Source organism: Pseudoalteromonas sp. NH0006-26, from assembly GCF_057552415.1.
In genome coordinates, this window is record NZ_BAAJMJ010000015.1 from 35,525 (window position 1) to 57,214 (window position 21,690).

General features: G+C 41.2%; 24 protein-coding genes. 17 read left to right on the forward strand and 7 right to left on the reverse strand.

Going from position 1 to position 21,690, the window contains the following annotated elements; translation table 11 throughout:
* Positions 1-107 precede the first annotated feature (107 nt).
* The 9 genes from AC27JR_RS16555 to AC27JR_RS16595 all read left to right on the forward strand — a co-directional run bounded on the left by AC27JR_RS16555 (position 108) and on the right by AC27JR_RS16595 (position 8,002).
* Positions 108-1,994, forward strand: a complete 1,887-nt coding sequence (locus AC27JR_RS16555; protein WP_487174186.1) for a lytic transglycosylase domain-containing protein — start codon at positions 108-110, stop codon at positions 1,992-1,994.
* 117 nt (positions 1,995-2,111) lie between these two features.
* Complete coding sequence (pepQ, locus tag AC27JR_RS16560; RefSeq protein WP_076920145.1) at positions 2,112-3,434, forward strand: Xaa-Pro dipeptidase; 1,323 nt, start codon at positions 2,112-2,114, stop codon at positions 3,432-3,434.
* An 80-nt stretch (positions 3,435-3,514) separates the two neighbouring features.
* The gene (locus tag AC27JR_RS16565; RefSeq protein ID WP_008112947.1) at positions 3,515-4,129 is read left to right on the forward strand and encodes a YigZ family protein; all 615 of its coding nucleotides are present in this window, start codon (positions 3,515-3,517) and stop codon (positions 4,127-4,129) included.
* A 94-nt stretch (positions 4,130-4,223) separates the two neighbouring features.
* A complete protein-coding gene (locus AC27JR_RS16570) occupies positions 4,224-5,675 on the forward strand; it encodes a TrkH family potassium uptake protein (RefSeq protein ID WP_008467072.1) in 1,452 nt (483 codons plus the stop codon).
* A 24-nt stretch (positions 5,676-5,699) separates the two neighbouring features.
* Positions 5,700-6,362 (forward strand): flagellar brake domain-containing protein, encoded by a 663-nt coding sequence (locus AC27JR_RS16575; protein ID WP_487174187.1) that lies wholly within the window; start codon positions 5,700-5,702, stop codon positions 6,360-6,362.
* Between the two features lie 515 nt (positions 6,363-6,877).
* On the forward strand, positions 6,878-7,090 hold the full coding sequence (locus AC27JR_RS16580; RefSeq protein ID WP_008112941.1) for an EF-hand domain-containing protein: 213 nt from the start codon (positions 6,878-6,880) through the stop codon (positions 7,088-7,090).
* Between the two features lie 69 nt (positions 7,091-7,159).
* On the forward strand, positions 7,160-7,372 hold the full coding sequence (locus AC27JR_RS16585; protein WP_487174188.1) for an EF-hand domain-containing protein: 213 nt from the start codon (positions 7,160-7,162) through the stop codon (positions 7,370-7,372).
* A gap of 134 nt (positions 7,373-7,506) precedes the next feature.
* On the forward strand, positions 7,507-7,719 hold the full coding sequence (locus tag AC27JR_RS16590; RefSeq protein ID WP_036980747.1) for an EF-hand domain-containing protein: 213 nt from the start codon (positions 7,507-7,509) through the stop codon (positions 7,717-7,719).
* Between the two features lie 64 nt (positions 7,720-7,783).
* Complete coding sequence (locus AC27JR_RS16595) at positions 7,784-8,002, forward strand: EF-hand domain-containing protein (protein ID WP_487174189.1); 219 nt, start codon at positions 7,784-7,786, stop codon at positions 8,000-8,002.
* Between the two features lie 87 nt (positions 8,003-8,089).
* Here the strand turns inward: AC27JR_RS16595 and trkA are convergent, their stop codons facing one another.
* The 4 genes from trkA to def form a co-directional block, all read right to left on the reverse strand.
* Positions 8,090-9,466: a Trk system potassium transporter TrkA gene (gene trkA / locus AC27JR_RS16600; RefSeq protein WP_008112933.1), complete on the reverse strand. Its 1,377-nt coding sequence runs from the start codon at positions 9,464-9,466 to the stop codon at positions 8,090-8,092.
* A gap of 75 nt (positions 9,467-9,541) precedes the next feature.
* The gene (rsmB, locus tag AC27JR_RS16605) at positions 9,542-10,837 is read right to left on the reverse strand and encodes a 16S rRNA (cytosine(967)-C(5))-methyltransferase RsmB (protein WP_008467077.1); all 1,296 of its coding nucleotides are present in this window, start codon (positions 10,835-10,837) and stop codon (positions 9,542-9,544) included.
* A complete protein-coding gene (gene fmt, locus AC27JR_RS16610) occupies positions 10,830-11,783 on the reverse strand; it encodes a methionyl-tRNA formyltransferase (protein ID WP_008467078.1) in 954 nt (317 codons plus the stop codon). The genes rsmB and fmt overlap by 8 nt, the downstream gene beginning before the upstream one ends.
* A gap of 31 nt (positions 11,784-11,814) precedes the next feature.
* Complete coding sequence (gene def, locus AC27JR_RS16615; RefSeq protein ID WP_008112927.1) at positions 11,815-12,321, reverse strand: peptide deformylase; 507 nt, start codon at positions 12,319-12,321, stop codon at positions 11,815-11,817.
* Positions 12,322-12,440: 119 nt separating this feature from the next.
* Between def and AC27JR_RS16620 the strand changes: the two genes are divergently transcribed.
* The 6 genes from AC27JR_RS16620 to hemF all read left to right on the forward strand — a co-directional run bounded on the left by AC27JR_RS16620 (position 12,441) and on the right by hemF (position 17,351).
* Positions 12,441-13,562 carry a LysM peptidoglycan-binding domain-containing protein gene (locus AC27JR_RS16620; protein WP_487174190.1) on the forward strand — a complete coding sequence of 374 codons (1,122 nt, stop codon included), beginning with the start codon at positions 12,441-12,443 and terminating at the stop codon, positions 13,560-13,562.
* A gap of 28 nt (positions 13,563-13,590) precedes the next feature.
* The gene (gene dprA, locus AC27JR_RS16625; RefSeq protein ID WP_487174191.1) at positions 13,591-14,682 is read left to right on the forward strand and encodes a DNA-processing protein DprA; all 1,092 of its coding nucleotides are present in this window, start codon (positions 13,591-13,593) and stop codon (positions 14,680-14,682) included.
* A gap of 1 nt (position 14,683) precedes the next feature.
* Positions 14,684-15,157 carry a DUF494 family protein gene (locus AC27JR_RS16630; protein ID WP_010392756.1) on the forward strand — a complete coding sequence of 158 codons (474 nt, stop codon included), beginning with the start codon at positions 14,684-14,686 and terminating at the stop codon, positions 15,155-15,157.
* A gap of 111 nt (positions 15,158-15,268) precedes the next feature.
* Entirely contained in the window at positions 15,269-15,844 is a 576-nt protein-coding gene (locus tag AC27JR_RS16635) for a DNA topoisomerase family protein (RefSeq protein ID WP_487174193.1), read from the forward strand.
* Positions 15,845-15,867: 23 nt separating this feature from the next.
* Positions 15,868-16,431 (forward strand): L-threonylcarbamoyladenylate synthase type 1 TsaC, encoded by a 564-nt coding sequence (tsaC, locus tag AC27JR_RS16640; RefSeq protein WP_487174195.1) that lies wholly within the window; start codon positions 15,868-15,870, stop codon positions 16,429-16,431.
* A 2-nt stretch (positions 16,432-16,433) separates the two neighbouring features.
* A complete protein-coding gene (gene hemF, locus AC27JR_RS16645) occupies positions 16,434-17,351 on the forward strand; it encodes an oxygen-dependent coproporphyrinogen oxidase (RefSeq protein WP_010392766.1) in 918 nt (305 codons plus the stop codon).
* 46 nt (positions 17,352-17,397) lie between these two features.
* Here hemF and AC27JR_RS16650 read toward each other — a convergent pair whose 3' ends face one another.
* Positions 17,398-19,002, reverse strand: a complete 1,605-nt coding sequence (locus tag AC27JR_RS16650) for a methyl-accepting chemotaxis protein (protein WP_487174197.1) — start codon at positions 19,000-19,002, stop codon at positions 17,398-17,400.
* Between the two features lie 102 nt (positions 19,003-19,104).
* On the reverse strand, positions 19,105-19,542 hold the full coding sequence (locus tag AC27JR_RS16655; RefSeq protein WP_010392770.1) for a group II truncated hemoglobin: 438 nt from the start codon (positions 19,540-19,542) through the stop codon (positions 19,105-19,107).
* A 52-nt stretch (positions 19,543-19,594) separates the two neighbouring features.
* On the opposite strand from AC27JR_RS16655, the gene aroE reads away from it, so the two are divergent.
* A complete protein-coding gene (aroE, locus tag AC27JR_RS16660; RefSeq protein WP_010392772.1) occupies positions 19,595-20,419 on the forward strand; it encodes a shikimate dehydrogenase in 825 nt (274 codons plus the stop codon).
* Positions 20,416-20,670, forward strand: coding sequence for a DUF1488 family protein (locus AC27JR_RS16665; protein ID WP_487174199.1), 255 nt, complete (start codon positions 20,416-20,418; stop codon positions 20,668-20,670). Before aroE ends, AC27JR_RS16665 begins: the two co-directional genes overlap by 4 nt.
* A 1-nt stretch (position 20,671) precedes the next feature.
* Here the strand turns inward: AC27JR_RS16665 and AC27JR_RS16670 are convergent, their stop codons facing one another.
* Positions 20,672-21,211: a gamma carbonic anhydrase family protein gene (locus AC27JR_RS16670; protein ID WP_487174200.1), complete on the reverse strand. Its 540-nt coding sequence runs from the start codon at positions 21,209-21,211 to the stop codon at positions 20,672-20,674.
* Between the last annotated feature and the right edge of the window lie 479 nt (positions 21,212-21,690).

The following is a 21,690-nucleotide window of genomic DNA, read 5'->3' on the forward strand; positions in this document are numbered from 1 at the left end:
CTTGGGTTTTATCAATGTAAATAGAGTTACAGTGCCTGTGCTGTTTTTTATTTACCCATAGCCTCACCCTTGTCAGCCTTGAAGGTTACTATGCCCTAAAGGACATTATGAAAAAATATTTATTAAGCGTAGCGGCAGCGACTCTGTTTTTCTCTTTTCCCTCTGCCAACGCAAATAGCGAACTTGATGCATTTTTAGATGCAGAAAAACAAGCGCGCTATGGCGATTACAATAGCTTTAAACAAGCGGTAGACTCATTGTCTCATCCGCTTAAGCCCTATGTAGAAAAAGCCTTTTGGCAGCGTTACCCCAGTTTAAAGCATCAAACAGAAATAGAAAATTTCCTCACTATTTATGAGCACACGCCATTAGAGTGGCCAGTACGAAAAACATGGTTAAATTATTTAAAGCGCAGAAATAAAAAAGCAGCGTTTATTAAAAATTACCGTGAAACCTCCGATACTGAGCTCAGTTGTACCCACCTTACTTATCAGCTTGATTTAGGAGCGCCTAAAAAAGCAATACTCTCGCAGGTAACCGATATTTGGACGGTTGGCGAGTCGCAGCCCAGTGAATGTGACGGGCTTTTTAAGCGCTGGCGACAAAATGGTTATTTAACCCCAGATGTCGTGTGGCAGCGTGTCACTTTAGCGGCACAAGGGGGGTCTTATCGTTTATTGCCTTATTTAAAAACCTTATTGCCAGCCAAGGAGCGTTATTTAGCTGATTTATATTCCAAGGTAAGGCGCGACCCCAGTGCAGCTGCAGGCCTTTACCGCTATAAACGTAAAACAGCCAAAGAAGGGGAAATAGCGCTTTATGGTATTAAGCGTTTAATTTGGCGTGATAAAGAGTTGGCCTTAAAAGCATGGCAAAAAATTGAAGGCATGTTTAACTTCGCTGATGATGAAAAAGCAGACGTATATTATACCTTTGCGCTGTCGTTGGCGTCGAGCGGTCATAGTCAGGCGAGCTTTTATTTAAATAAAGTCCCTAAAGAGCGTCAAGATCGTAAATTAATGCAATGGCAGCTAGCCAATATGTTAAAAACGCAAGATTGGGAAGGCATTGCGGCATTTTTTACTGGCAAGCAAAACCTCAGTTTAGGGCAGCAGTATTGGCTAGCTTATAGTTATGACAAACGCGCAGAACATGAAAAAGCCAAGGCAATTTGGACTAAAGTAGCCGCTAACCGAGATTATTACGGCTTTTTAGCCGCCGCCCGTTTAGGGTTACCGGTTGATTTAAATGAGTTGCCGGTCAATGTAAATCAAGCTTTAGTAAGGAGAGTAAGTAATGCGCCAGGCTTTAAGCGTGCCAAGGCGTTGTATGAGCTTGAGCGATTTACTGCGGCTCGACGTGAGTGGAATTATTTAACTAATACCTCCGAAGATGATGAAAAACTGGCAGCATCAGTACTCGCGGCAGAGCTTGATTGGTTTGATAGTACAATATTTACACTAGCAAAAATAAAAGCATGGGATTATGTTGATTTGCGTTTTCCATTTGCGTTTCAAGAAATGTTTGAGCGTTACAGCAAGCGAAGCAAAATTGACCTAACTTGGAGTATTGCTATTGCACGTCGCGAAAGCTCATTTGCACCTGATGCGCGCTCCCATGCAAATGCACGCGGGTTAATGCAGCTATTACCGAGTACGGCAAAGTATATTAATAAAGGCACGGTTTCTAATCGTCGTTTGTATCAACCAAAAACCAACATTCGTCTCGGGACTCGTTATTTACAGTATTTAAAAAAGAAAAACCACGGCAATGAGGTATTGGCAACAGCATCTTATAATGCTGGGTATCATCGGATTAAACGTTGGTTACCAGAAGAAGCAATGCCTGCAGAGCTATGGGTTGAGCTTATTCCATATAGAGAAACTCGAGATTACGTAAAAAATGTATTTGCGTATCGGCAGGTTTATCATACTCGCCTTGGCCGAGAAGGTAATTTACTCGCGCCGCTATTAGAAATGACCATGGGCGGGTAGTAAAAATAAATCTACAACAGCAGAGGGATATTTACACAGTAACTATCCCTCTTTTTTGAGCGCTTTGTGTATAAGTGGTAGACTCAAAGTAAGTTAAATTTAACAGATGGGTTTATTATGGAAAAATTAGCCGTATTATACGCCGAACATATTGCAACATTGCAGCAGCGTACACGTACTATTTGTGAGCAAGAAGGGTTAGAAGGATTAGTCATTCATTCAGGCCAAGCTAAGCGCCAATTTTTAGATGATATGTATTACCCATTTAAAGTTAACCCTCATTTTAAAGCGTGGTTACCGGTTATTGATAATCCGCATTGCTGGATTGTGGTAAATGGCAGTGATAAGCCAAAGCTTATTTTTTATCGTCCAATTGATTTTTGGCATAAAGTACCTGATGAGCCTAGAGATTTTTGGGCAGAGTACTTTGATATTGAATTGTTATTACAACCTGATCAGGTTGAAAAGCTACTTCCTTACGATAAAGCTAAATTTGCTTACATAGGTGAATACCTAGAAGTAGCTCAAGCACTTGGTTTTAGTATTATGAATCCTGAGCCAGTACTTAACTACATTCATTATCACCGTGCTTATAAAACGCAATATGAACTTGAGTGTTTACGTAATGCGAACCGTATTGCAGTAGATGGCCACAAAGCGGCGCGTGATGCGTTTTTTAATGGTGGTAGCGAGTTTGATATTCAGCAAGCGTACTTAATGGCAACGCGTCAAAGCGAAAATGAAATGCCGTATGGCAACATTGTGGCCCTTAACGAAAATTGCGCTATTTTGCATTACACGCATTTTGAGCCAAAAGCACCGCAAACACATAACTCATTTTTAATTGATGCGGGCGCTAACTTTAATGGTTACGCTGCAGATATTACTCGTACCTACGACTTTAAAAAGCAAGGCGAGTTTGCTGATCTAGTTAAAGCAATGACGGCGCATCAAATTGAGTTAGGCAAAAGCTTAAAACCAGGTGTACTGTATGGCGAGCTGCATATTGACTGTCATAATCGTATTGCTCAGTTATTAAGTGATTTTGATATTGTTAAACTACCGGCTGCGGAAATTGTTGAGCGTCAAATCACCTCAACCTTCTTCCCTCATGGCTTAGGGCATCACTTAGGTGCACAGGTACATGATGTAGGTGGCTTTATGCGTGATGAAACTGGTGCACATCAGGCACCACCAGAAGGTCATCCATTTTTACGCTGCACTCGCTTAATTGAGAAAAACCAAGTGTTTACCATTGAGCCAGGTTTGTACTTTATTGACTCTTTGTTGGGTGATTTAGCACAAACAGACAACAAGCAGTTTATTAACTGGGAAAAAGTAGAAGCGTTTAAACCATTTGGCGGCATTCGTATTGAAGATAATATTATTGTTCACGAAGACAGCCTAGAGAATATGACGCGTGATTTATTACTCGACTAATATTTAACTAATAACAGTTTATATTATTCATGAAAGGGGCCTGTTGGCCCCATTTTTAATTTAACAGCCAAGTAAGCGCTATGTCAGAATATAAATACCCAGCCGACGATGTTTTTCATCAAGAAGAAATTAAAAAAAGTACCTTTATTGTGCATATAGGCCACACGCCCGATTTAAACTCAGCCAAAGCCTTTATTAAAAATATTGAAGAAAAATACAGTGATGCACGCCATAATTGTTGGGCGCATGTTGCGGGCAATCCTGGCGGAAGCCATGTTTATGGTTTTTCTGACGATGGAGAGCCAAATGGCACCGCTGGTAAACCTATGCTCAACGTGCTGGTGGGTTCTGGCTTAGGTGAAGTAACCGCTGTGGTAACACGGTATTTTGGTGGGATAAAGCTTGGCACTGGTGGGTTAGTTCGTGCTTATGGTGGTTCACTTAATAATGCCTTAGCAAAATTACAAACCGTGGTAAAAGTACCCAGCATTGAGCTGATTGGCTTTAGTGAATACAGTATGCAAGGCGCAATAGAGCAGCACTTAAAAACCAACTTTCAGGTACTTAATATTGAAAAGCAGTTTACGGCAAATATTGAGTGGAGTATTACTATTGATAGCCGCCAAGCACAGCAAGCATGCAAAGATATTTTTGATTTAAGCCACGGCGCAGTTGAGTTAACAATCAAAGAGTAATAGTCTTACATCCATCCCATTTAATCAGTAAAGATTAAATTTTCGAGTCATACAGTAGTTATTTTAATTTACTAATAAAAAAGCGATACGCTCAATGCAATTTCGTACCATCATAAAAATTCTTGGCCAACTGGTCGCGCTATTTAGTATTACAATGGTGCCACCAGCACTCGTGTCTTTAATTTATAAAGATGGTGGAGGGGTGCCGTTTGTTTTAGCCTTTATATTTAGCGTTATTATTGGCTTAATGGCTTACTACCCAAATAGGCATGAGCATGGTGATTTAAAAGCACGGGAAGGCTTTTTAATAGTGGTTTTGTTTTGGCTGGTGCTAGGGGCATTTGCATCATTACCGCTGATATTTTTACAAGAACCCAACCTCTCTTTGGCCGATGCGGTGTTTGAAGCTTTCTCAGGCTTAACTACCACAGGGGCGACCGTATTAACTGGCATTGAGTACTTGCCTAAATCGGTATTATTTTATCGCCAACAATTACAGTGGTTTGGTGGGATGGGGATCATTGTATTAGCAGTAGCCATACTGCCAATGCTTGGTGTCGGTGGTATGCAGTTGTATCGCGCTGAAATTCCAGGCCCAGTAAAAGACTCCAAAATGACCCCGCGTATAGCCGACACCGCTAAACACCTTTGGTATATTTACGTATCTATTACCCTTGCGTGTACCTTGGCGTATTGGAGCGCTGGCATGAACTGGTTTGACGCCATATGCCATGCCTTTTCTACGGTTGCTATTGGTGGTTTTTCTACTTATGACGCGTCTATGGGGCATTTTGATAGCCCTGTAATTAACTTTATTTGTGTGTTCTTTTTAATTATAGCCGCCATTAACTTTTCACTACATTATGCCGCTGTAGCGAGTCGTAATATTAGTGTGTACATTCGCGACCCTGAATTTAAAGTATTCTTGTGTATTCAGCTCGCGCTGGTGGTAATTTGCTTTACTGTGCTTTCGTCTCATGATGTTTATGCAAATGGTGATGAAACTCTCGATCAGGCGTTGTTTCAAGCGGTGTCTATTAGTAGTACTGCAGGGTTTGCCACAGATAACTTTTCAGCTTGGCCGTTGTTTTTACCTATTTTACTTATTTTTTCGAGCTTTATTGGCGGCTGTGCGGGTTCTACCGGTGGTGGTATGAAAGTTGTTCGTGTGTTTTTGTTGTATTTGCAAGGGGTGCGCGAGCTTAACCGCTTGGTCCATCCCCGAGCTATATATTCAATAAAGCTCGGGCGTAAAGCCTTACCCGACAAAGTAGTTGAAGCGGTATGGGGCTTTTTCTCAGCTTATGCACTAGTCTTTATTATTATAATGTTAGCGTTAATGGGCACAGGGTTAGACAACATTACCGCATTCTCTGCGACGGCAGCCTGCCTTAATAACTTGGGCCCAGGTTTGGGTGACGTAGCCTCTCATTATGGTGCGATTAGTGATGCCGCTAAATGGATATTAACAGTAGCTATGGTATTCGGCCGGTTAGAGATATTTACATTATTAGTGCTATTTACCCCAACATTTTGGCGTGGATAACGTTTTAAATATTAGGAAGGAACTATGCAAAAAACCAATTTGGAAAAGTTAAACCAAATCGTCACAGGTGGCATAGTCGATGTAGAAATACTCACGCCAACCAGTAGCCGACGTGTAAAAACGGAGTTTATTGGTTTATTAGAAAACAAATTTATTATTTTAAACTATCCCAGCGCTAAGCGGCTCCCCATGGCAAGTGATTACTTGCGAGATGGTGTTATGGTGGTAGTAAGAGCGCTTATAGAGGGCAGTGGTGGGCACATCATTGCGTTTCGTCAGCAACTTATGTCTGTAGCCTCTCATCCAGCTAAATTGTTGTTTATTCAATACCCTTCACAAGTACAGTTATTTGGGCTTCGCTCACAAGCACGCATACCCACATTGTTTCCTGCTAAGTTAACATTAACCGAAGAGCAACCGCCCTTTGAAGGGGTGATAAAAGACATTTCGCTCACCGGTGTTATGTTTGATATTAAAACTACTCAAGAACTCGATGAGCTAAAAGATATGCGCTGTACGGTTGTATTTGATGGCGAGACTCAGCATGAGGGGCAAATCTGCAGTGTAAAAAAACATGCTAACGGTATCTGTTGCGGAATTCGATTATTTGCCAGTGAAGAGCAAATGAAAACACTAATGGGGGATCACTTCATTGACCCAAGCGCGCTTGAAGTTGAAATAGTTTAAGGTCTGTTATCAAGTAGAACAAGCTTCTAATATAAATATCAGCAGGCTCCTGCGATTTCATGATTTCGTCATTTTGCAACAAATAGCCTTGTGCGGCTGTTTGTTTTAAACGCTATGTAAAATTTATTTTTTAAACTATTTAAAAACAGTAACTTAAATCTATTTTTTAATTGTAGTTTTTTATTTATAACAAAATAAATCTCAACTCACCTTCCTTTTTGTTTAATTAATCCTCTTTTTTAGCGGTTGCTAATCGACTGTGTGGTGTTTTCCTTAAACTCAACTATTTGATTTTTAATGTTTTAATTTTATTGCCTCATCTACTGTTGCTAAAAAGCAACAAAATAACGAGTTGAATAGCGCCATTTTCAGCTAGGTGCAGGTTAATTTATTGAAAATTATGGTTTTTATATTGTTGGCATCGAAGTTGTAATAGTCAGGCTGTATTGAACGAAAGGTGATTTAAAGTAAAACACTTAATCGCACAAAACATAAACTTTGAAGGAAGATTGATTATGAAAAGCATTAATAAAACTTTAGCACTTATCGCATTAGCTTCTTCATCAGCGGCTTTTGCAGCAAGCGACTTTGACACGCTAGACGTTGACGGCAACGGCGCAATCAGTCAAAGCGAAGCATCAGTAGATGCAAAGCTAATGAGCATGTTTTCTGAGCTTGATACTGACCAAAACGGTGAGTTATCAAAAGAAGAATTTTCTAAAGCATAATCTTAAGCAATTAACGTTTTGGGAGCTTAACCTCCCACATTATTTAAACGACTTTAAGGAATACTCATTATGAAAACATTACACAAAACATTCGCACTTATCGCATTAGCTTCTTCATCAGCTGCCTTTGCTGCCAGCGACTTCGACACGCTTGATAACGACGGTAACGGCGCTATTAGCCAAAGTGAAGCATCAGTTGATGCAAAGCTAATGAGCATGTTCTCAGAGCTTGATACAGACCAAAACGGTGAGCTATCAAAAGCAGAATTTTCTAAAGCATAAGCTAAGGCTAGGCATATTCTGAGTTGCCAAAGACAACCTAAGTAGGCAAGGGAGCCTATGAAAAAGAATGACAAGGACGGTTATAGCCTGACATTTCCAATAGCACAAAGCATTACATTTTGAAGGATTAAATTATGAAAACATTACACAAAACATTCGCACTTATCGCGCTAGCTTCTTCATCAGCAGCCTTTGCCGCTAGCGACTTTGACACAATTGATGCCGACGGTAATGGGGTTATTAGTCAAAGCGAAGCTGCTGTAAATGCTGATTTAACCGCCGCATTTACTGAGCTTGATACTGACGGTAATGGTGAGCTTTCTAAAGCTGAGTTTGCAAACTTTTAATTTTTAACTTTTTTCATTGCACAGGGATCTCAGAAAAGGATTTCCCTCTTTAAGGAGACTTATTATGAAAGCATTAAATACAACGCTAGCGATTTTAGTATTAGCGTCATCATCATCAGCGGCATACGCAGCAGTAGACTTTGCCTCTTTTGATAGTAATGGCGACGGTGTAATTAGCCAGCAGGAAGCGGCTGCAAATAAACAACTAATGAATATTTTTGATGACTTAGATACTGACGGAAATGGTGAACTTTCTAAAGAAGAGTTTGCAAAAGTACAATAAGTATTACCCCATCATACTCCACTAAAGCCGCTTAATAGTCAGCGGCTTTTTTTTGTGCTTGTTGATTACTTAACTCAAGCAGTTTAATTATAGAAAAATAGCGCTAACTTGGAATAACTTTTCAACCACGTTGATGTGCTTCTTATCAATTAAGAACATAATTACATGATCGCCTGATAGAATTATCGTGTCGTCATGGGCAATCAGTACATCGTCATTACGCACAATTGCACCTATTGTGGTACCTGCTGGCAATTTAATATCAGCAATCGCGCGACCCACTACTTTAGATGTATTTTCATCACCATGGGCCACTGCTTCTATGGCTTCTGCAGCCCCTTTACGCAATGAGTACACGTTTACAATATCACCACGGCGCACATGTGTAAGTAACGCAGAAATGGTCGCTTGTTGTGGTGAAATGGCAATATCAATTTCGCCGCCTTGTACTAAATCAACATAGGCGCCTCGTTGAATAAGTACCATGGTTTTTTGTGCCCCCATGCGTTTTGCTAGCATGGCCGACATTATATTTACTTCATCGTCGTTGGTAACGGCAATGAACACATCAACTTGTTCTATGTGTTCTTCTGAGAGCAGCTCTTGATCGGATGCATCACCACAAAATACCACGGTGTTGTCGAGCATTTCAGAGAGTTGCTCTGCACGCTCTTTACTACGTTCTAGTAATTTAACGCTGTGGTTTCTTTCTAGTGAACGGGCAAGGCCAGCACCAATGTTACCCCCACCGGCTATCATAATTTTTTTGTACGAGCGTTCCAGTTTTTGTAGCTCGTTCATTACCGCACGAATGTGTTTAGTAGCGGCAATAAAAAATACTTCATCGTCGGCTTCTATTACTGTGGTGCCTAATGGTTTTATTGCTTTGCCTTGACGGTAAATAGCAGCTACCCGGGTTTCAACATTAGGAATATGTTGTTTAAGTGTAGATAGGGCATAGCCTACCAATAAACCGCCATAGTAGGCTTTTACCGCCACTAAAGAGAGCATGCCGTCGGCAAATTGTAGCACTTGTAATGCACCGGGGTAATCTATTAAACGGCGAATATATTTAGTTACGAGTGCTTCTGGGGCAATGTAATGATCGACAGGTAAGTCATCATTATGAAAGAGTTTTTCGCGGTATTTTAAATATTGCTCAGAGCGAATACGGGCTATTTTGGTTGGTGTATTAAAAATACTGTAGGCAACTTGGCATGCTACCATGTTCACTTCATCTGAGCTGGTCACCGCGATAATCATATCGGCATCCTCAGCCCCTGCGCGACTTAGCACGTCAGGGTGAGCGCCATGGCCTGCAACACCTTGTAAATCGTATTTATCTTGTAGCTCGCGCAAGCGGTTACCGTCGATATCAACTACGGTTATTTCGTTTTGTTCACCCACTAAGTTTTCTGCGAGTGTGCCGCCAACTTGCCCAGCACCGAGTATGATTATTTTCATTATGTACCCGTATTATTAATACTAATTACATCAAAGTATTAGCTACCTCTAAATTGAAGTAGCTAAATGTATTGCCTAGGCTTTTTTAACTAATTTAGCGTAGTAAAAACCGTCACTTTCGCCTGGTAATAACTGCAATCCTGGTGTGGTTTTAGTGTCTTCGCTGTGTAGAGGAATATGCTCTACATCGTCGTTATTAGCTAAAAATTTAGCAACTTGTTGTTGGTTTTCTTGTGGAAGTACCGAGCAAGTTGCATACACTAATGTGCCGCCTGGTTTTAATAATGGCCAAATGCTATCGAGTATATCGCCCTGTAGGGTCGATAAGTCGTTAATGTCAGATGCGCGACGTAACCATTTAATATCTGGGTGACGACGAATTACGCCAGTTGCAGAGCAGGGTACATCTAACAAAATACGATCAAACTGTTCTTCATCCCACCAAGTGTGAGGCTGCGATGCATCACCACATTGTAAATCGGCGCCTAAACCTATGCGTTCTAAGTTTTGTTTAACACGCTCGAGGCGTGTGGCATCGCTATCAAGCGCAAGTACATCAGCATCGGCAAGCTCTAAAATATGGCAGGTTTTACCACCAGGCGCTGCACAGGCATCGAGTATGGCATCACCATTTTGTGGGTCGAGATAGCGAGCTGCAAGCTGCGCTGCTGCATCTTGTACTGAACAAGCGCCGGTATCAAACTCAGGAAGTGAAAACACATCTCGAGGCTTACTTAGCTTTATGCCATCAATAAAATCTGGGTTTAGGGTATGTTCGATATCGTTAGCAGTTAGCATCTCGCTATATTCTTGGGTGCTAAACTGCGATTGATTCACTCGCAGCCACATTGGTGCTTGCTGCTGGTTTGCTTCTAGTATGTCTTCCCAGTTATTTGGGTAGGCTTCTTTTACTTGCTTGATAAACCAGTTTGGGTGGTTATATAAACACACTGGAATCTGTTTGGCTTTTTCTTCAAGCTCAAGTTGTTGGCGCTGAAAGCTTCGTAAAATGGCATTAATAAGCCCTTTTAGACCAAGAGCGCGCAATTGTTGTAATGCATTAACGGTTTCGCTAATTGCAGCATGTGGCGGTACACGCATATGTTGTAGTTGGTAAATGCCCACATACAGCAAAAACTGAAAAATACGGCGCTTACCTTTAAGTGGTTGCTCAACTAAATGCTGGCAATAATTTTCTAGGCTAGGTAAGTAACGTAATACTCCGTAGCAAATTTGCTGCAGTAAGGCTTTATCTTTAGGTGATAGGCCTTGGCTAGCGAAAGGGAGTTCTTGATTAAGCGATGCGCCTTTATCAACCACGTTATATAAAGTTTCAGCGGCTAGCGCTCTGACATTGCTTACATTACTCATTATTTTCGCCTAATACGGTGCCAGGTGTAACCCAGTCGCTACGACCGTTTAAAAAATCATTAATTGCCATTGGCTTTTTGCCTTGTGGTTGTAATTCGCTAATAGATAAAGCGTGTTTACCACAAGCCACAACGATACCGTTCTTATCACTTGTTAGTACGGTGCCAGCTGCGCCTGATTGCTCTACAACATTTGCTTGGTATATTTTTACCGTGTTACCGCTCATTTGGGTAAAGCATACTGGCCATGGGTTAAAGGCACGAATGTTACGCTCAATTTGCTCGGCATCCATAGACCAATCAATGTTGGCCTCGTCTTTAGAGAGTTTTTTCGCGTAATTAGCATCTGCATCGTTTTGTGGTTCAGGGGTTATGTCACCTTTAGCCAAACGATTTATAGTGTTTATGAGAGCATCAGGCCCAAGCTCAGCAAGCTTAGCGTATAAGCTTGCACTGGTTTCAGCGCTATCAATAGGGCAATGGCTAATATGTAGCATATCGCCGGTATCTAACCCTTCATCCATTTGCATTATAGTGACACCGGTTTGCTGATCACCTGCCCAAATAGCGCGTTGAATCGGCGCTGCACCACGCCAGCGTGGTAAAATAGAACCATGTACATTTAAACAGCCTAGACGTGGGGCATCTAAAATGGCTTTTGGCAAAATTAACCCGTAGGCAACCACAATCATGATATCGGCATTGAGGCTGTTTAATTCCTCAAGTGCTTCGTCTGTTTTGAGTGATTGAGGCTGAAAAACAGGGAGGTCATGTTCTAGTGCAAGCGCTTTTACTTCACTGGCTTTTAGTTTTTTTCCGCGACCCGCTGGACGATCTGGTTGACTGTAAACACCCACAATTTGGTGTTCACTATTAATGAGTGCTTGCAGATGGCGTGCAGCAAAGTCCGGAGTACCGGCAAATATAATGCGTAATGGTTGTGTCACTGAGTTTCCTAATTATTTACTAAGGTGCTTATTATTGCGCTGCAAACTTCGCTTCTTTTTCAAGCTTTTTACGAATGCGTTGGCGCTTTAATGGAGATAAATAATCAATAAATAATTTACCTTGAAGGTGATCAAGCTCATGCTGAATACAAATCGCTAATAACTCGTCGGCATCAAGAATAAACTCTTTACCTTCTTCGTTGAGTGCAGCCACGGTGACGGTTTCTGCGCGATCAACTTTTGCATACGAATGAGGAACTGATAAACAGCCTTCTTCACTCACGGTAGAGCCATCTTTTTTGATAATTTGTGGATTGATAAGCACCAGCGGTTCATCGCGCTCTTCTGATACATCGATCACCACAATGCGTTGGTGAATATCAACTTGCGTAGCAGCAAGCCCAATACCATTTTCATCGTACATAGTTTCTAGCATATCTTTGACGATTTCACGCACTTGGTCGTCAACAACTGTTACTTCTTTTGCGATTGTACGTAAACGTTCATCTGGAAATCTTAAAACTTCTAACCTAGCCATAGTTACCTTTTACACTTATGCTTAAATTTAGGGTATCGTATGTTCTTATTTTAGCCATTCACGTTCCCCTTTAACAGGTTTTGGTTAATAATAATGAAAAAACACTATGAGGAAGCTCAATGAAATCTCCATTAATTGCAATAATACTTGCATTAGGTGCTACTTTTCCTGTGCTAGCAGATATACTAACTATAAAAAAAGACGCGCCTAAACAATACGTTGTAAAAAAAGGTGACACGCTTTGGGATATCTCAGCTATATATTTGAACGAGCCATGGCTGTGGCCTGAGTTATGGCAAATGAACCCGCAAATAGAGAACCCTCATCTTATTTACCCGGGTGATGCGTTAGCATTAATTTACGATACGGACGGTAATCCGCGTTTAGTGATTAATAAAGCGTATCGAAAACTATCACCCATGGGGCGTATTACCCCTAAAGGGAAAGATGCCATTACTACCTTACCGCTTGCGGTGATTAAACCGTATTTGTCATTTGAACAAGCGATAAACAGCGATTCGATAAAAGAAAAACCTTATATCTTGGGTGCAAACGAAAATACCAAAACTCAAACTATCGATCATATTTTATATGTTAAAGGTAATTTAAAGCGCCATCAGGCTTATGCTATTTACCATAAAGGGGCGCCTTACACCGACCCTAAAACAGGTGAAGAACTTGCGAGTAGAGCATCTTATGTGGGTATGGCTCGTGCCTTTAGAGAAGGTGATGCAGCTAATGGCGAACCTGCATCAGTAAGAGTTGAATCAGTTAAACGCGAAATTAAACAAGGTGATTTTTTATTACCGGCTATGGAAGGGCAGATGCTGCCAGTGTATTTTAATATGCATCGTCCTACCCAGCCATTGCAGGGGCATGTAATTGCTTCACCCCGTGAAGTGAGAGAATTTAGCACGATGGATGTGGTGGTGCTAAACTTAGGCTCAGAGCAGCAAGTTGAGGTAGGTCATGTGCTGGATATTGAACGCCAGTCACCGACGGTTATTGATGGTGCCAGAGGTCCACGTTATACCGAAGACTCGAGTCGTTTGGAAAAATTAATATCGGCTACCAACGAGTTACTTGGTTCAGAAAGCGATGAAGATAGCATTGCGTGGAAAATGCCAGCAGAAAAAGTTGGTGAAATGATTATTTTTAAAGTGTATGACAAAGTTAGTTATGCGCTGATCACTAAAAATCAGCACCCAATTCGCATTGGAGATTTAGCAGTTATTCATTAAGTAGCGAGTCGGTGTTCTAGGAGGGAACATGGAACAATCGTGTGGCAAGCTAAATCATTGGCTTGCCTTTTACTTATGCAAAGGGCTAGGGATTAAAACGCTCTTAGCCCTGTCTCAACAATACAGTTTAGCATCGCTGTTTTCTTTATCACACGCTGAGCTAGTAAACATTGGTTTAACGGCTCACCAAGCTAGCAACTTACTTAACACTAACTGGCAGCAAGTTGCACATTATGAGCAGTTGATCAGCCAACAAAACATTGTTGTTATTAGTATTTTTGATACCACCTACCCAAAACAGCTAAAACAAATAGCCAGTGCGCCACTATTACTTTTTTGTAAAGGGGATATCAGCTTGCTGGCTTCGCCGCAAATAGCCATTGTTGGCAGTCGAAACGCAACGACTACAGGGCTTGAAATTGCTGCTGAGTTTGCACACCAGTTAACCCTTGCTGGCATAACAGTAACCTCAGGTATGGCGCGAGGTATTGACGGTGCTGCCCATAAAGGGGCACTGTCAGGAAATGGCAAAACCATTGCAGTGCTAGGGACAGGCGTTGATATTTACTATCCTAAACGCCATAAGTTACTCACAGAGCAAGTATTAGCAACAGGCTTATTGGTTAGTGAGTTTTTGCCTGGTACGGCTGCCAATGCGCACAACTTCCCACGGCGCAATCGTATTATTTCAGGGCTCTCTTTAGGCGTTTTAATTGTTGAAGCCGAAATTAAAAGCGGCTCATTAATTACGGTACGTTACGCGCTTGAACAAAATAAAGAAGTTTTTGCGGTACCCGGTTCAATTAAAAACCCGCTTGCACAAGCTAGCCACTTTTTAATTAAGCAAGGTGCTAAGCTGGTTGAGAACGTCGCAGATATCCTTGATGAGATGAACTTTTCATACCCTTCTGGTCTAAACTATAAAGAGTCAACTGATGCTGTAACCTCAGATTGCGAGGTACTTAATAGTATTGGGTTTGAGGTGACCAGTGTGGACGATATTATGCGTCGAGTGCAGTGGCCAATTGATAAAGTACAAGCGCGATTGCTTGATTTAGAGTTAGACGATCAAATTGAGCGAGTATTAGACGGCTATATTAAATTAAGCGCTGGAGGATAATATGTTTGATATTCTTATGTATTTATTTGAAAACTATGTTCACAGCGAAAGCGATGTTTTTGTTGAGCAAAGTAAGCTTACTGATGAGCTACTGCGCGCTGGGTTTAACAAGCCGGAAATAAATAAAGCTATTGACTGGTTAGATCAACTTGCCGCATTACAATATAGTAATGAGTCGCCTTATTTATTAGCCACTGAGCAGCATGCAGTGCGAATCTTTACCGATAGTGAGTGTCGAGTTCTTGATACTGAATGCCGTGGCTTTTTAATGTTTGTTGAACAAACCGGCGTTATTAATAGCACCACTCGTGAAATGGTGATGGATCGTTTGGCGGCGCTTGATAATTCAGCCATTACTTTAGAAGATTTAAAATGGTTAATTTTGATGGTGTTATTTAATGCCCCTGATTCTCAGCAGGCGTATGAGCAAATGGAAGATCTTATTTTTGATGAGCCTAGCGAAGTGTTACATTAACCATTATTGCGTGTTTTATTATTTTCAGCGTTAACAAACCGACTGCGATAGCTTGTATCTTTAAGGGTTTTGGGTATATTAGGCGAAAATTCACCAACCACTAGGATTTACATGAGTAAAATCGATCATTCACTTTTTTCGGCTAATCAACATGCCTTAGAAAAAGAATATGAGATATGCCCGCAATGTGGTTCAGAACTCGTCATTCGTAATAGTAAATCTGGGCCTTTTTTAGGCTGCGCTAGTTACCCTAAGTGCGATTTTATTCGTCCGCTTGCTCATCATGATAGCAATGAAATCAAAATACTAGAGGACAGTGAGTGTCCAGAGTGTAGCAAGCCGCTGGTGGTGAAAAATGGCCGCTACGGTATGTTTATTGGCTGTACCGGTTACCCTGAATGTCATTATATTGCCAGTGAGCATGACGATACCCCAAGTGAAGAGCCTGTGATTGGTTGTCCTAAATGTAAAAAGGGTCATTTAGTTTCACGCAGTAATAAGTTTGGTAAGGTGTTTTATTCCTGCGACTGTTACCCAAGCTGTAAATATACGCTAAATCATAAGCCTGTAGCCCAAGCGTGCCCAGTATGTGAGTGGCCAGTTGTTACTGAGAAAAAAACCGCGAGTGGCGTTGTGTTACAATGTCCACAAAAAAGCTGTATGCATAAGTTTGCTGCCACTGAATAACGTAAATATCTCTGGAGACAATTTTGTCTGACCTTTCTTCTTTATCTACTGCAATAACAAGCTTAGAAAACGGCGATGTTATTTTATACCCAACTGAAGCTGTTTATGGCTTAGGTTGCGATCCTGACAATCAACAGGCGGTGGAACGTTTACTTGATATTAAACAACGCCCAGTTGAAAAAGGGCTTATTTTAATTGCTGACAATTACGGGCAATTATTAAAGTACGTGGATGACGCTAAGTTGCCCATGGACAAACGCGCTGATATTTTTTCAAGTTGGCCTGGTGCTATTACCTGGGTCATGCCTGCTGCTAAAACCACGCCGAAGTGGTTAACAGGGCAATTTGATACTATTGCAGTGAGAGTAACTAACCATCCTACAGTTAAACGTTTATGCCAAGAGTTTGGTAAACCATTGGTATCAACAAGTGCAAATTTAACTGGTCAAGCAACGGTAATAAGTATTGTTGAAGCGCAGCAGCAGTTTGCAGAGCAGGTTAGTTTTTATGTTGATGAACCATTAGGTGGTAATACTCAACCAAGCACCATTAAAGATGCCACGACAGGCAATATATTCAGAGGTTAACTATGCAAAGCGAATTATTAAAACAAGTAAAAGCCTACTTTATGGCTTTGCAAGATACCATTTGCCAAGGCTTAGAAGCAGCAGATGGGAAAGCACAATTTGTTGAAGACAGCTGGCAGCGAGAAGAGGGCGGCGGTGGTCGTACTCGCGTTATCACCAATGGTAATGTGATTGAGCAAGGGGGAGTTAATTACTCTCATGTATTTGGTGCCTCTATGCCGGGCTCTGCCACAGCACATAGACCTGAGCTTGCAGGACGTAGTTTTCATGCGTGTGGTGTATCGTTAGTGATTCACCCTAAAAACCCACATATACCAACAAGCCATGCCAATGTACGCTTTTTTATTGCCGAAAAAGAAGGTGAAGAACCGATTTGGTGGTTTGGTGGTGGTTTTGATTTAACCCCGTTTTACCCTGTACTTGAAGATGTAGTGCATTGGCACCAAGTTGCGCACGATGTGTGTCAGCCGTTTGGCGATGACGTATATCCAAAATATAAAAAATGGTGTGACGAATACTTTTATTTAAAACATCGTGATGAAACCCGCGGCGTAGGCGGCTTATTTTTTGACGATTTAAATGAGTTAGGTTTTGAGCAAAGCTTTGCATTTATGCAATCGGTGGGTAATGGCTTTTTAGATGCTTATGTTCCTATTATTGAGCGTCGTAAAAACGATGAGTACACCGAGCAGCAGCGCGACTTCCAATTATACCGCCGTGGTCGTTATGTTGAGTTTAATTTAGTTTGGGATCGTGGCACATTGTTTGGTTTACAAAGCGGTGGCCGTACGGAATCTATTTTAATGTCGATGCCACCTTTAGCCCGTTGGGAGTATAACTATACCCCAGCTGAAGACAGCGCAGAGGCATTACTATATAAAGATTTCTTAAAGCCTCGAGATTGGTTAGCACTGGGCTAAGAATGATATGCCAGTCAATAAGCTACTTATTGACTGGCTTTTAAAATTATTGTTTAAGTTTAAAACTGCGTACCTGCTCATCTAACGAACGAGCTAAATTGAGTAACTCTTCACTGACTTTTTGATTTTCATCGGCATCCACTAACGATTGCTCTGCATTATCGCTAATACCAACAACACTTATATTTATTTCTTCGGCGGCTAGATTTTGCTGCTCTGTTGCATCGGCTATTTGTATATTTAGCTCATTTATTTCATTCATTTGCCCTGAAATATCTTTTAAAGCCTGTGCAACTTGTTGTACTTGTTGCGCTCTTTCGTCAGCCTCTTCACAGGACTCACCCATGGTTTTAACTGTTTGCGCTGCTTCTGATTGCAACTTATCTATAGTACGGCGTATTTCATCGGTAGAGGCATGAGTTCGGGTTGCTAAAGTTCGTACTTCATCAGCAACAACGGCAAATCCTCGGCCTGCTTCACCTGCACGGGCAGCTTCAATGGCAGCATTAAGTGCTAATAGGTTTGTTTGTTCAGCAATACTGCTGATCACCTCAAGTACTTTGCCCACTTCAAGCGTTTGCTCTTGCAGTTGTCTCACTTGATCTGCCGCTTGGCGTACATCTTCAGCTAGTTGATTTATACTGAGTTCGGTTTGCTCTGCAACCTGCATGCTTTGTTGTGCTAGCTCATTACTGTTCTCAGATTTTTCTTGAGCAAAATGAGTGGTGTTTCTTACTTCATTGGATGAGCTTTCTAGCTCATTAATTGCTGCGGCCACCGAGTCGGTACTTTTCTTTTGTTCTAAAATAGCGCGCTCAGTAGTATCGGCCGAGGTATAAATTTTCTCTGCTGAATGAATAAGCACTTTTGAAGAGTGAGATACCTGAGCAATGTTATCTTTAAACGTAGCAATCATTTGGTTAAAACTGGTGGCAAGCCAGCCGAGTTCATCTTCGGCGTTATCTTCAATGCGTAAGGTCAAATCTTTATTGGTAGTAGCTAAGTGCATTGCATGGCCGAGCTTTTTAAGGCGCACTATAAATATTTTTCTAAACACTATACCTAGCAGCACAAAGGCAATAATAAAAATAGTAGAAAGTAGGCTGGTGGTTATTAAGGTGTTGTAAGTTACCTCGCTATCAATATCGGCTAGGGAATAGCTAATTTTTACCACGCCCAGCACATCGCCTTCTTGCGCTTGATGGCAGCCTAAACAGTTAGTGCCTTTATAATCCGTGCTAGCATACATAGGGCGTAGGTAGGTCATACTGCGGCTATCAGTGTTTTGCTCTATAAATAAGCTTTCTTTACCCTGCAGTGCTTCGCGTTCGTTGTTATTACTTACTGTTTGGTTTTTATTTCCGGCGCCATACAGTTTATTAACTATATCGGAGCGAATAATATGGGCATCTTCTATATTAGGGTGTTTGCGTAGCTTTTGGCTCAATAATTCTCGATTAGCCATAGTGCCCGTTAGCATCATGGTGTTTATTGAATCAAAATAGTTATCGGCAAGCAGCTTAATATTTTCTGCCACCGTATCTTGGGCGAGCGTGCGCTGCTGGCTAGCACTACTAAAAATACTCGCTATTAATACAATAATGCCGGTTAAGGCTAACAAAGCATAAATTTTATGTTGGATAGATTTCACACGCGCCACGCTTTTCTAATTATTTGATAGGGTATTATCTATATTTTAGAAAAGCGGGTTTTGACTTAGCGCAAATAATCCCCAATTAAAGAATGAGGTAGGTTAATGCTGGTTAATCATATGGCTGGCTAGTTGGGCCAGTGACTGACGTAAGCCCTCGCGTAACACGGGGTTATCAATTTCTATATCTAAGGTTTTATTCATGCAATACATCCACTGATCGCGTAGGTCTTGATCAATAGGGAACGGCATATGACGTTTACGCAGCATCGGGTGGCCATGCTTTTCAACAAATAGGTCAGGCCCACCAAGCCAACCGGATAAAAACTCAAAAAATACTTGGCGAATTCTGTCTAATGGTTGAGGATGCATATCATATAATGGTTTAGCGTATTCATCGCTGGCCATTATGTCGTAGAATCTATTAGCAATTGCACGCGTGGGGGCTTCTCCACCAATGATTTCATACGGGGTTTTATCTGGCGTAGGTGCTTGCGTAGTTGTAGACGGCTTTGATCTTGAAAAGAGTCTTTTAATCATAATTTTATCATCGTTAATAGGCAGTACTAAAACTGCGAAGAGGTTGTTTAAAATGGACAAATATGCGGTTTTTGGAAATCCAATCAAACATTCAAAATCTCCCATTATTCACCAGCAGTTTGCAAAGTCATTGGGAGAGCAAATCGACTATCGCGCAATATTAGCACCTATCGATGGATTTGAAAAAACAGTCGCTGCTTTTTTTGAGCAAGGGGGAAAAGGCGCCAATGTCACTGTTCCTTTTAAAGAGCAGGCTTTTGCTTTAGCCGATGAACTCACCCCAGTTGCTAAACTGGCAGGCGCAGTGAACACCCTTAAAAAGCGCGATGATGGCAGTTTACTCGGTGATAACACTGATGGCACTGGTTTTGTTAACGACTTACTGACCAATAAAATAACGATAACAGGTAAACGCCTGTTGATCATTGGTGCGGGTGGCGCTGCTCGAGGAGTGATCTTACCTTTACTAGAGCAAAATCCCGCAGAGATAGTTATTGTTAATCGCACAGTACACAAAGCCCAAACATTGGCAAAGCTCTTTACTGGGCATGGCAATGTTTCGGGGTATGGTTTTGACGACCTTCCTTTTACTGATTATCATTTAGTTATTAACTCAACCTCGAGCAGCATGAATAACGAATTACCTGCGTTAAGCGAAAAGCACTTAAGCACATGTGAAATGGCTTATGATATGTTTTACGCCACGCAAAATACGCTATTCATGAATTGGGTCAGCGAACACAATAAAGCAGCTAAGCTATTAGATGGCAGTGGTATGCTAGTAGGGCAAGCCGCACAAGCTTATTATGTATGGCGAAATAAAATGCCTGAGATTGTTCCTGTTATTACTGCACTAAAGCAGGGAGTGCTTAAATGAATCAAGCAATACAGTTTATAGATCGACTCGAATTTAGAGAGCCAACTCATCAATTAGTTTTTTTTGCACAAGTAAGTGGCATGCTAGTTGAGTGTGTGATTGCTGTCAGTAGTTTAAATTTAGCCGATGAGAGTCATGCGACGCGTCATTTTGAGCAATACCGTTTTGATTATGAAGAACGTGCCGAGCAGCTTATTGAAGATGAATGCTATAACTCGGCAGGTCAAATAGAAGTGAGTTTAGTTAGTTAAATTAACTAGCGTCTTCAGCTAAGTATTCATCTTTTAGCTGAACATAATTATCAGCAGACACTTTTAAAAAGCTCAGCTCTTGCTCTGTTAATGGGCGAGCTTGTTTTACTGGGCTACCTACATATAAAAAACCAGACTCTAAACGCTTATTAGGGGGTACTAAAGCACCGCCACCAATAATAACCTCATCTTCTACAATCACATTATCCATAATAATAGCGCCCATACCCACGAGTATACGATTACCTAATACGCAGCCATGTAGCATTACCTTATGACCAACGGTTACATCATCACCAATAATAAGCGGGTAGCCGTCTGGATTATTCTTTGTTGCTCTTGATAAGTGTAAAACGCTGCCATCTTGTATATTAGTACGCTGACCAATACGAATATGGTTAACATCACCACGGGCAGCAACTAACGGCCATACACTGCTATCATCACCTATAGTGATATCACCGACTAATACAGACGACTCGTCTACATAAACAGATTCATTAAACGCAGGAGTGATTCCTTTATAAGAACGTATTGCCATATATGTACCTTTAAATTAAACATATTAAGAGTATTAGTGTAACAGTAGCGCTTATTTTAGTGCCAGCAAAGCCTATATTGATTATAAAACTACCAGTTTCACCTGCTTTCGCTCAGATACTAACCGAACAGTGTGTTTTTTTAGTTTTTCTTTAAAAAAGTACTTGCGTAAAAATCTGTTCTCCCTATAATGCGACCCCACTGAGACGGGGAACGCCAACGCATAGCGAGGCACGAACTACTCAGAGAGTTAAATAAAACTTAAGTTTAAATAATCGTAAGAAAGTTTAAAATTAAGTGTTGACTCGAAAAATAAAGGATGTATTATACGCATCCCTAGCGACAAAGTCGCAACGTTCTTTAACAATATAAAGCAATCATCTGTGTGGGCACTCGTACAGATTGAGTTCTAACAGCCAAGCTACTTAGGTAGTGAGGCAAACAAATTTAGAGTCTCAATTGAAGCTGAGTGACCAACAG

Coding starts and splice junctions, on each gene's coding strand:
- AC27JR_RS16555 (WP_487174186.1), top strand. CDS start 108: ATGAAAAAATATTTATTAAGCGTAGCGGCAGCGACTCTGTTTTTCTCT.
- pepQ (WP_076920145.1), top strand. CDS start 2,112: ATGGAAAAATTAGCCGTATTATACGCCGAACATATTGCAACATTGCAG.
- AC27JR_RS16565 (WP_008112947.1), top strand. CDS start 3,515: ATGTCAGAATATAAATACCCAGCCGACGATGTTTTTCATCAAGAAGAA.
- AC27JR_RS16570 (WP_008467072.1), top strand. CDS start 4,224: ATGCAATTTCGTACCATCATAAAAATTCTTGGCCAACTGGTCGCGCTA.
- AC27JR_RS16575 (WP_487174187.1), top strand. CDS start 5,700: ATGCAAAAAACCAATTTGGAAAAGTTAAACCAAATCGTCACAGGTGGC.
- AC27JR_RS16580 (WP_008112941.1), top strand. CDS start 6,878: ATGAAAAGCATTAATAAAACTTTAGCACTTATCGCATTAGCTTCTTCA.
- AC27JR_RS16585 (WP_487174188.1), top strand. CDS start 7,160: ATGAAAACATTACACAAAACATTCGCACTTATCGCATTAGCTTCTTCA.
- AC27JR_RS16590 (WP_036980747.1), top strand. CDS start 7,507: ATGAAAACATTACACAAAACATTCGCACTTATCGCGCTAGCTTCTTCA.
- AC27JR_RS16595 (WP_487174189.1), top strand. CDS start 7,784: ATGAAAGCATTAAATACAACGCTAGCGATTTTAGTATTAGCGTCATCA.
- trkA (WP_008112933.1), bottom strand. CDS start 9,466: ATGAAAATAATCATACTCGGTGCTGGGCAAGTTGGCGGCACACTCGCA.
- rsmB (WP_008467077.1), bottom strand. CDS start 10,837: ATGAGTAATGTAAGCAATGTCAGAGCGCTAGCCGCTGAAACTTTATAT.
- def (WP_008112927.1), bottom strand. CDS start 12,321: ATGGCTAGGTTAGAAGTTTTAAGATTTCCAGATGAACGTTTACGTACA.
- AC27JR_RS16620 (WP_487174190.1), top strand. CDS start 12,441: ATGAAATCTCCATTAATTGCAATAATACTTGCATTAGGTGCTACTTTT.
- dprA (WP_487174191.1), top strand. CDS start 13,591: ATGGAACAATCGTGTGGCAAGCTAAATCATTGGCTTGCCTTTTACTTA.
- AC27JR_RS16630 (WP_010392756.1), top strand. CDS start 14,684: ATGTTTGATATTCTTATGTATTTATTTGAAAACTATGTTCACAGCGAA.
- AC27JR_RS16635 (WP_487174193.1), top strand. CDS start 15,269: ATGAGTAAAATCGATCATTCACTTTTTTCGGCTAATCAACATGCCTTA.
- hemF (WP_010392766.1), top strand. CDS start 16,434: ATGCAAAGCGAATTATTAAAACAAGTAAAAGCCTACTTTATGGCTTTG.
- AC27JR_RS16655 (WP_010392770.1), bottom strand. CDS start 19,542: ATGATTAAAAGACTCTTTTCAAGATCAAAGCCGTCTACAACTACGCAA.
- aroE (WP_010392772.1), top strand. CDS start 19,595: ATGGACAAATATGCGGTTTTTGGAAATCCAATCAAACATTCAAAATCT.
- AC27JR_RS16665 (WP_487174199.1), top strand. CDS start 20,416: ATGAATCAAGCAATACAGTTTATAGATCGACTCGAATTTAGAGAGCCA.
- AC27JR_RS16670 (WP_487174200.1), bottom strand. CDS start 21,211: ATGGCAATACGTTCTTATAAAGGAATCACTCCTGCGTTTAATGAATCT.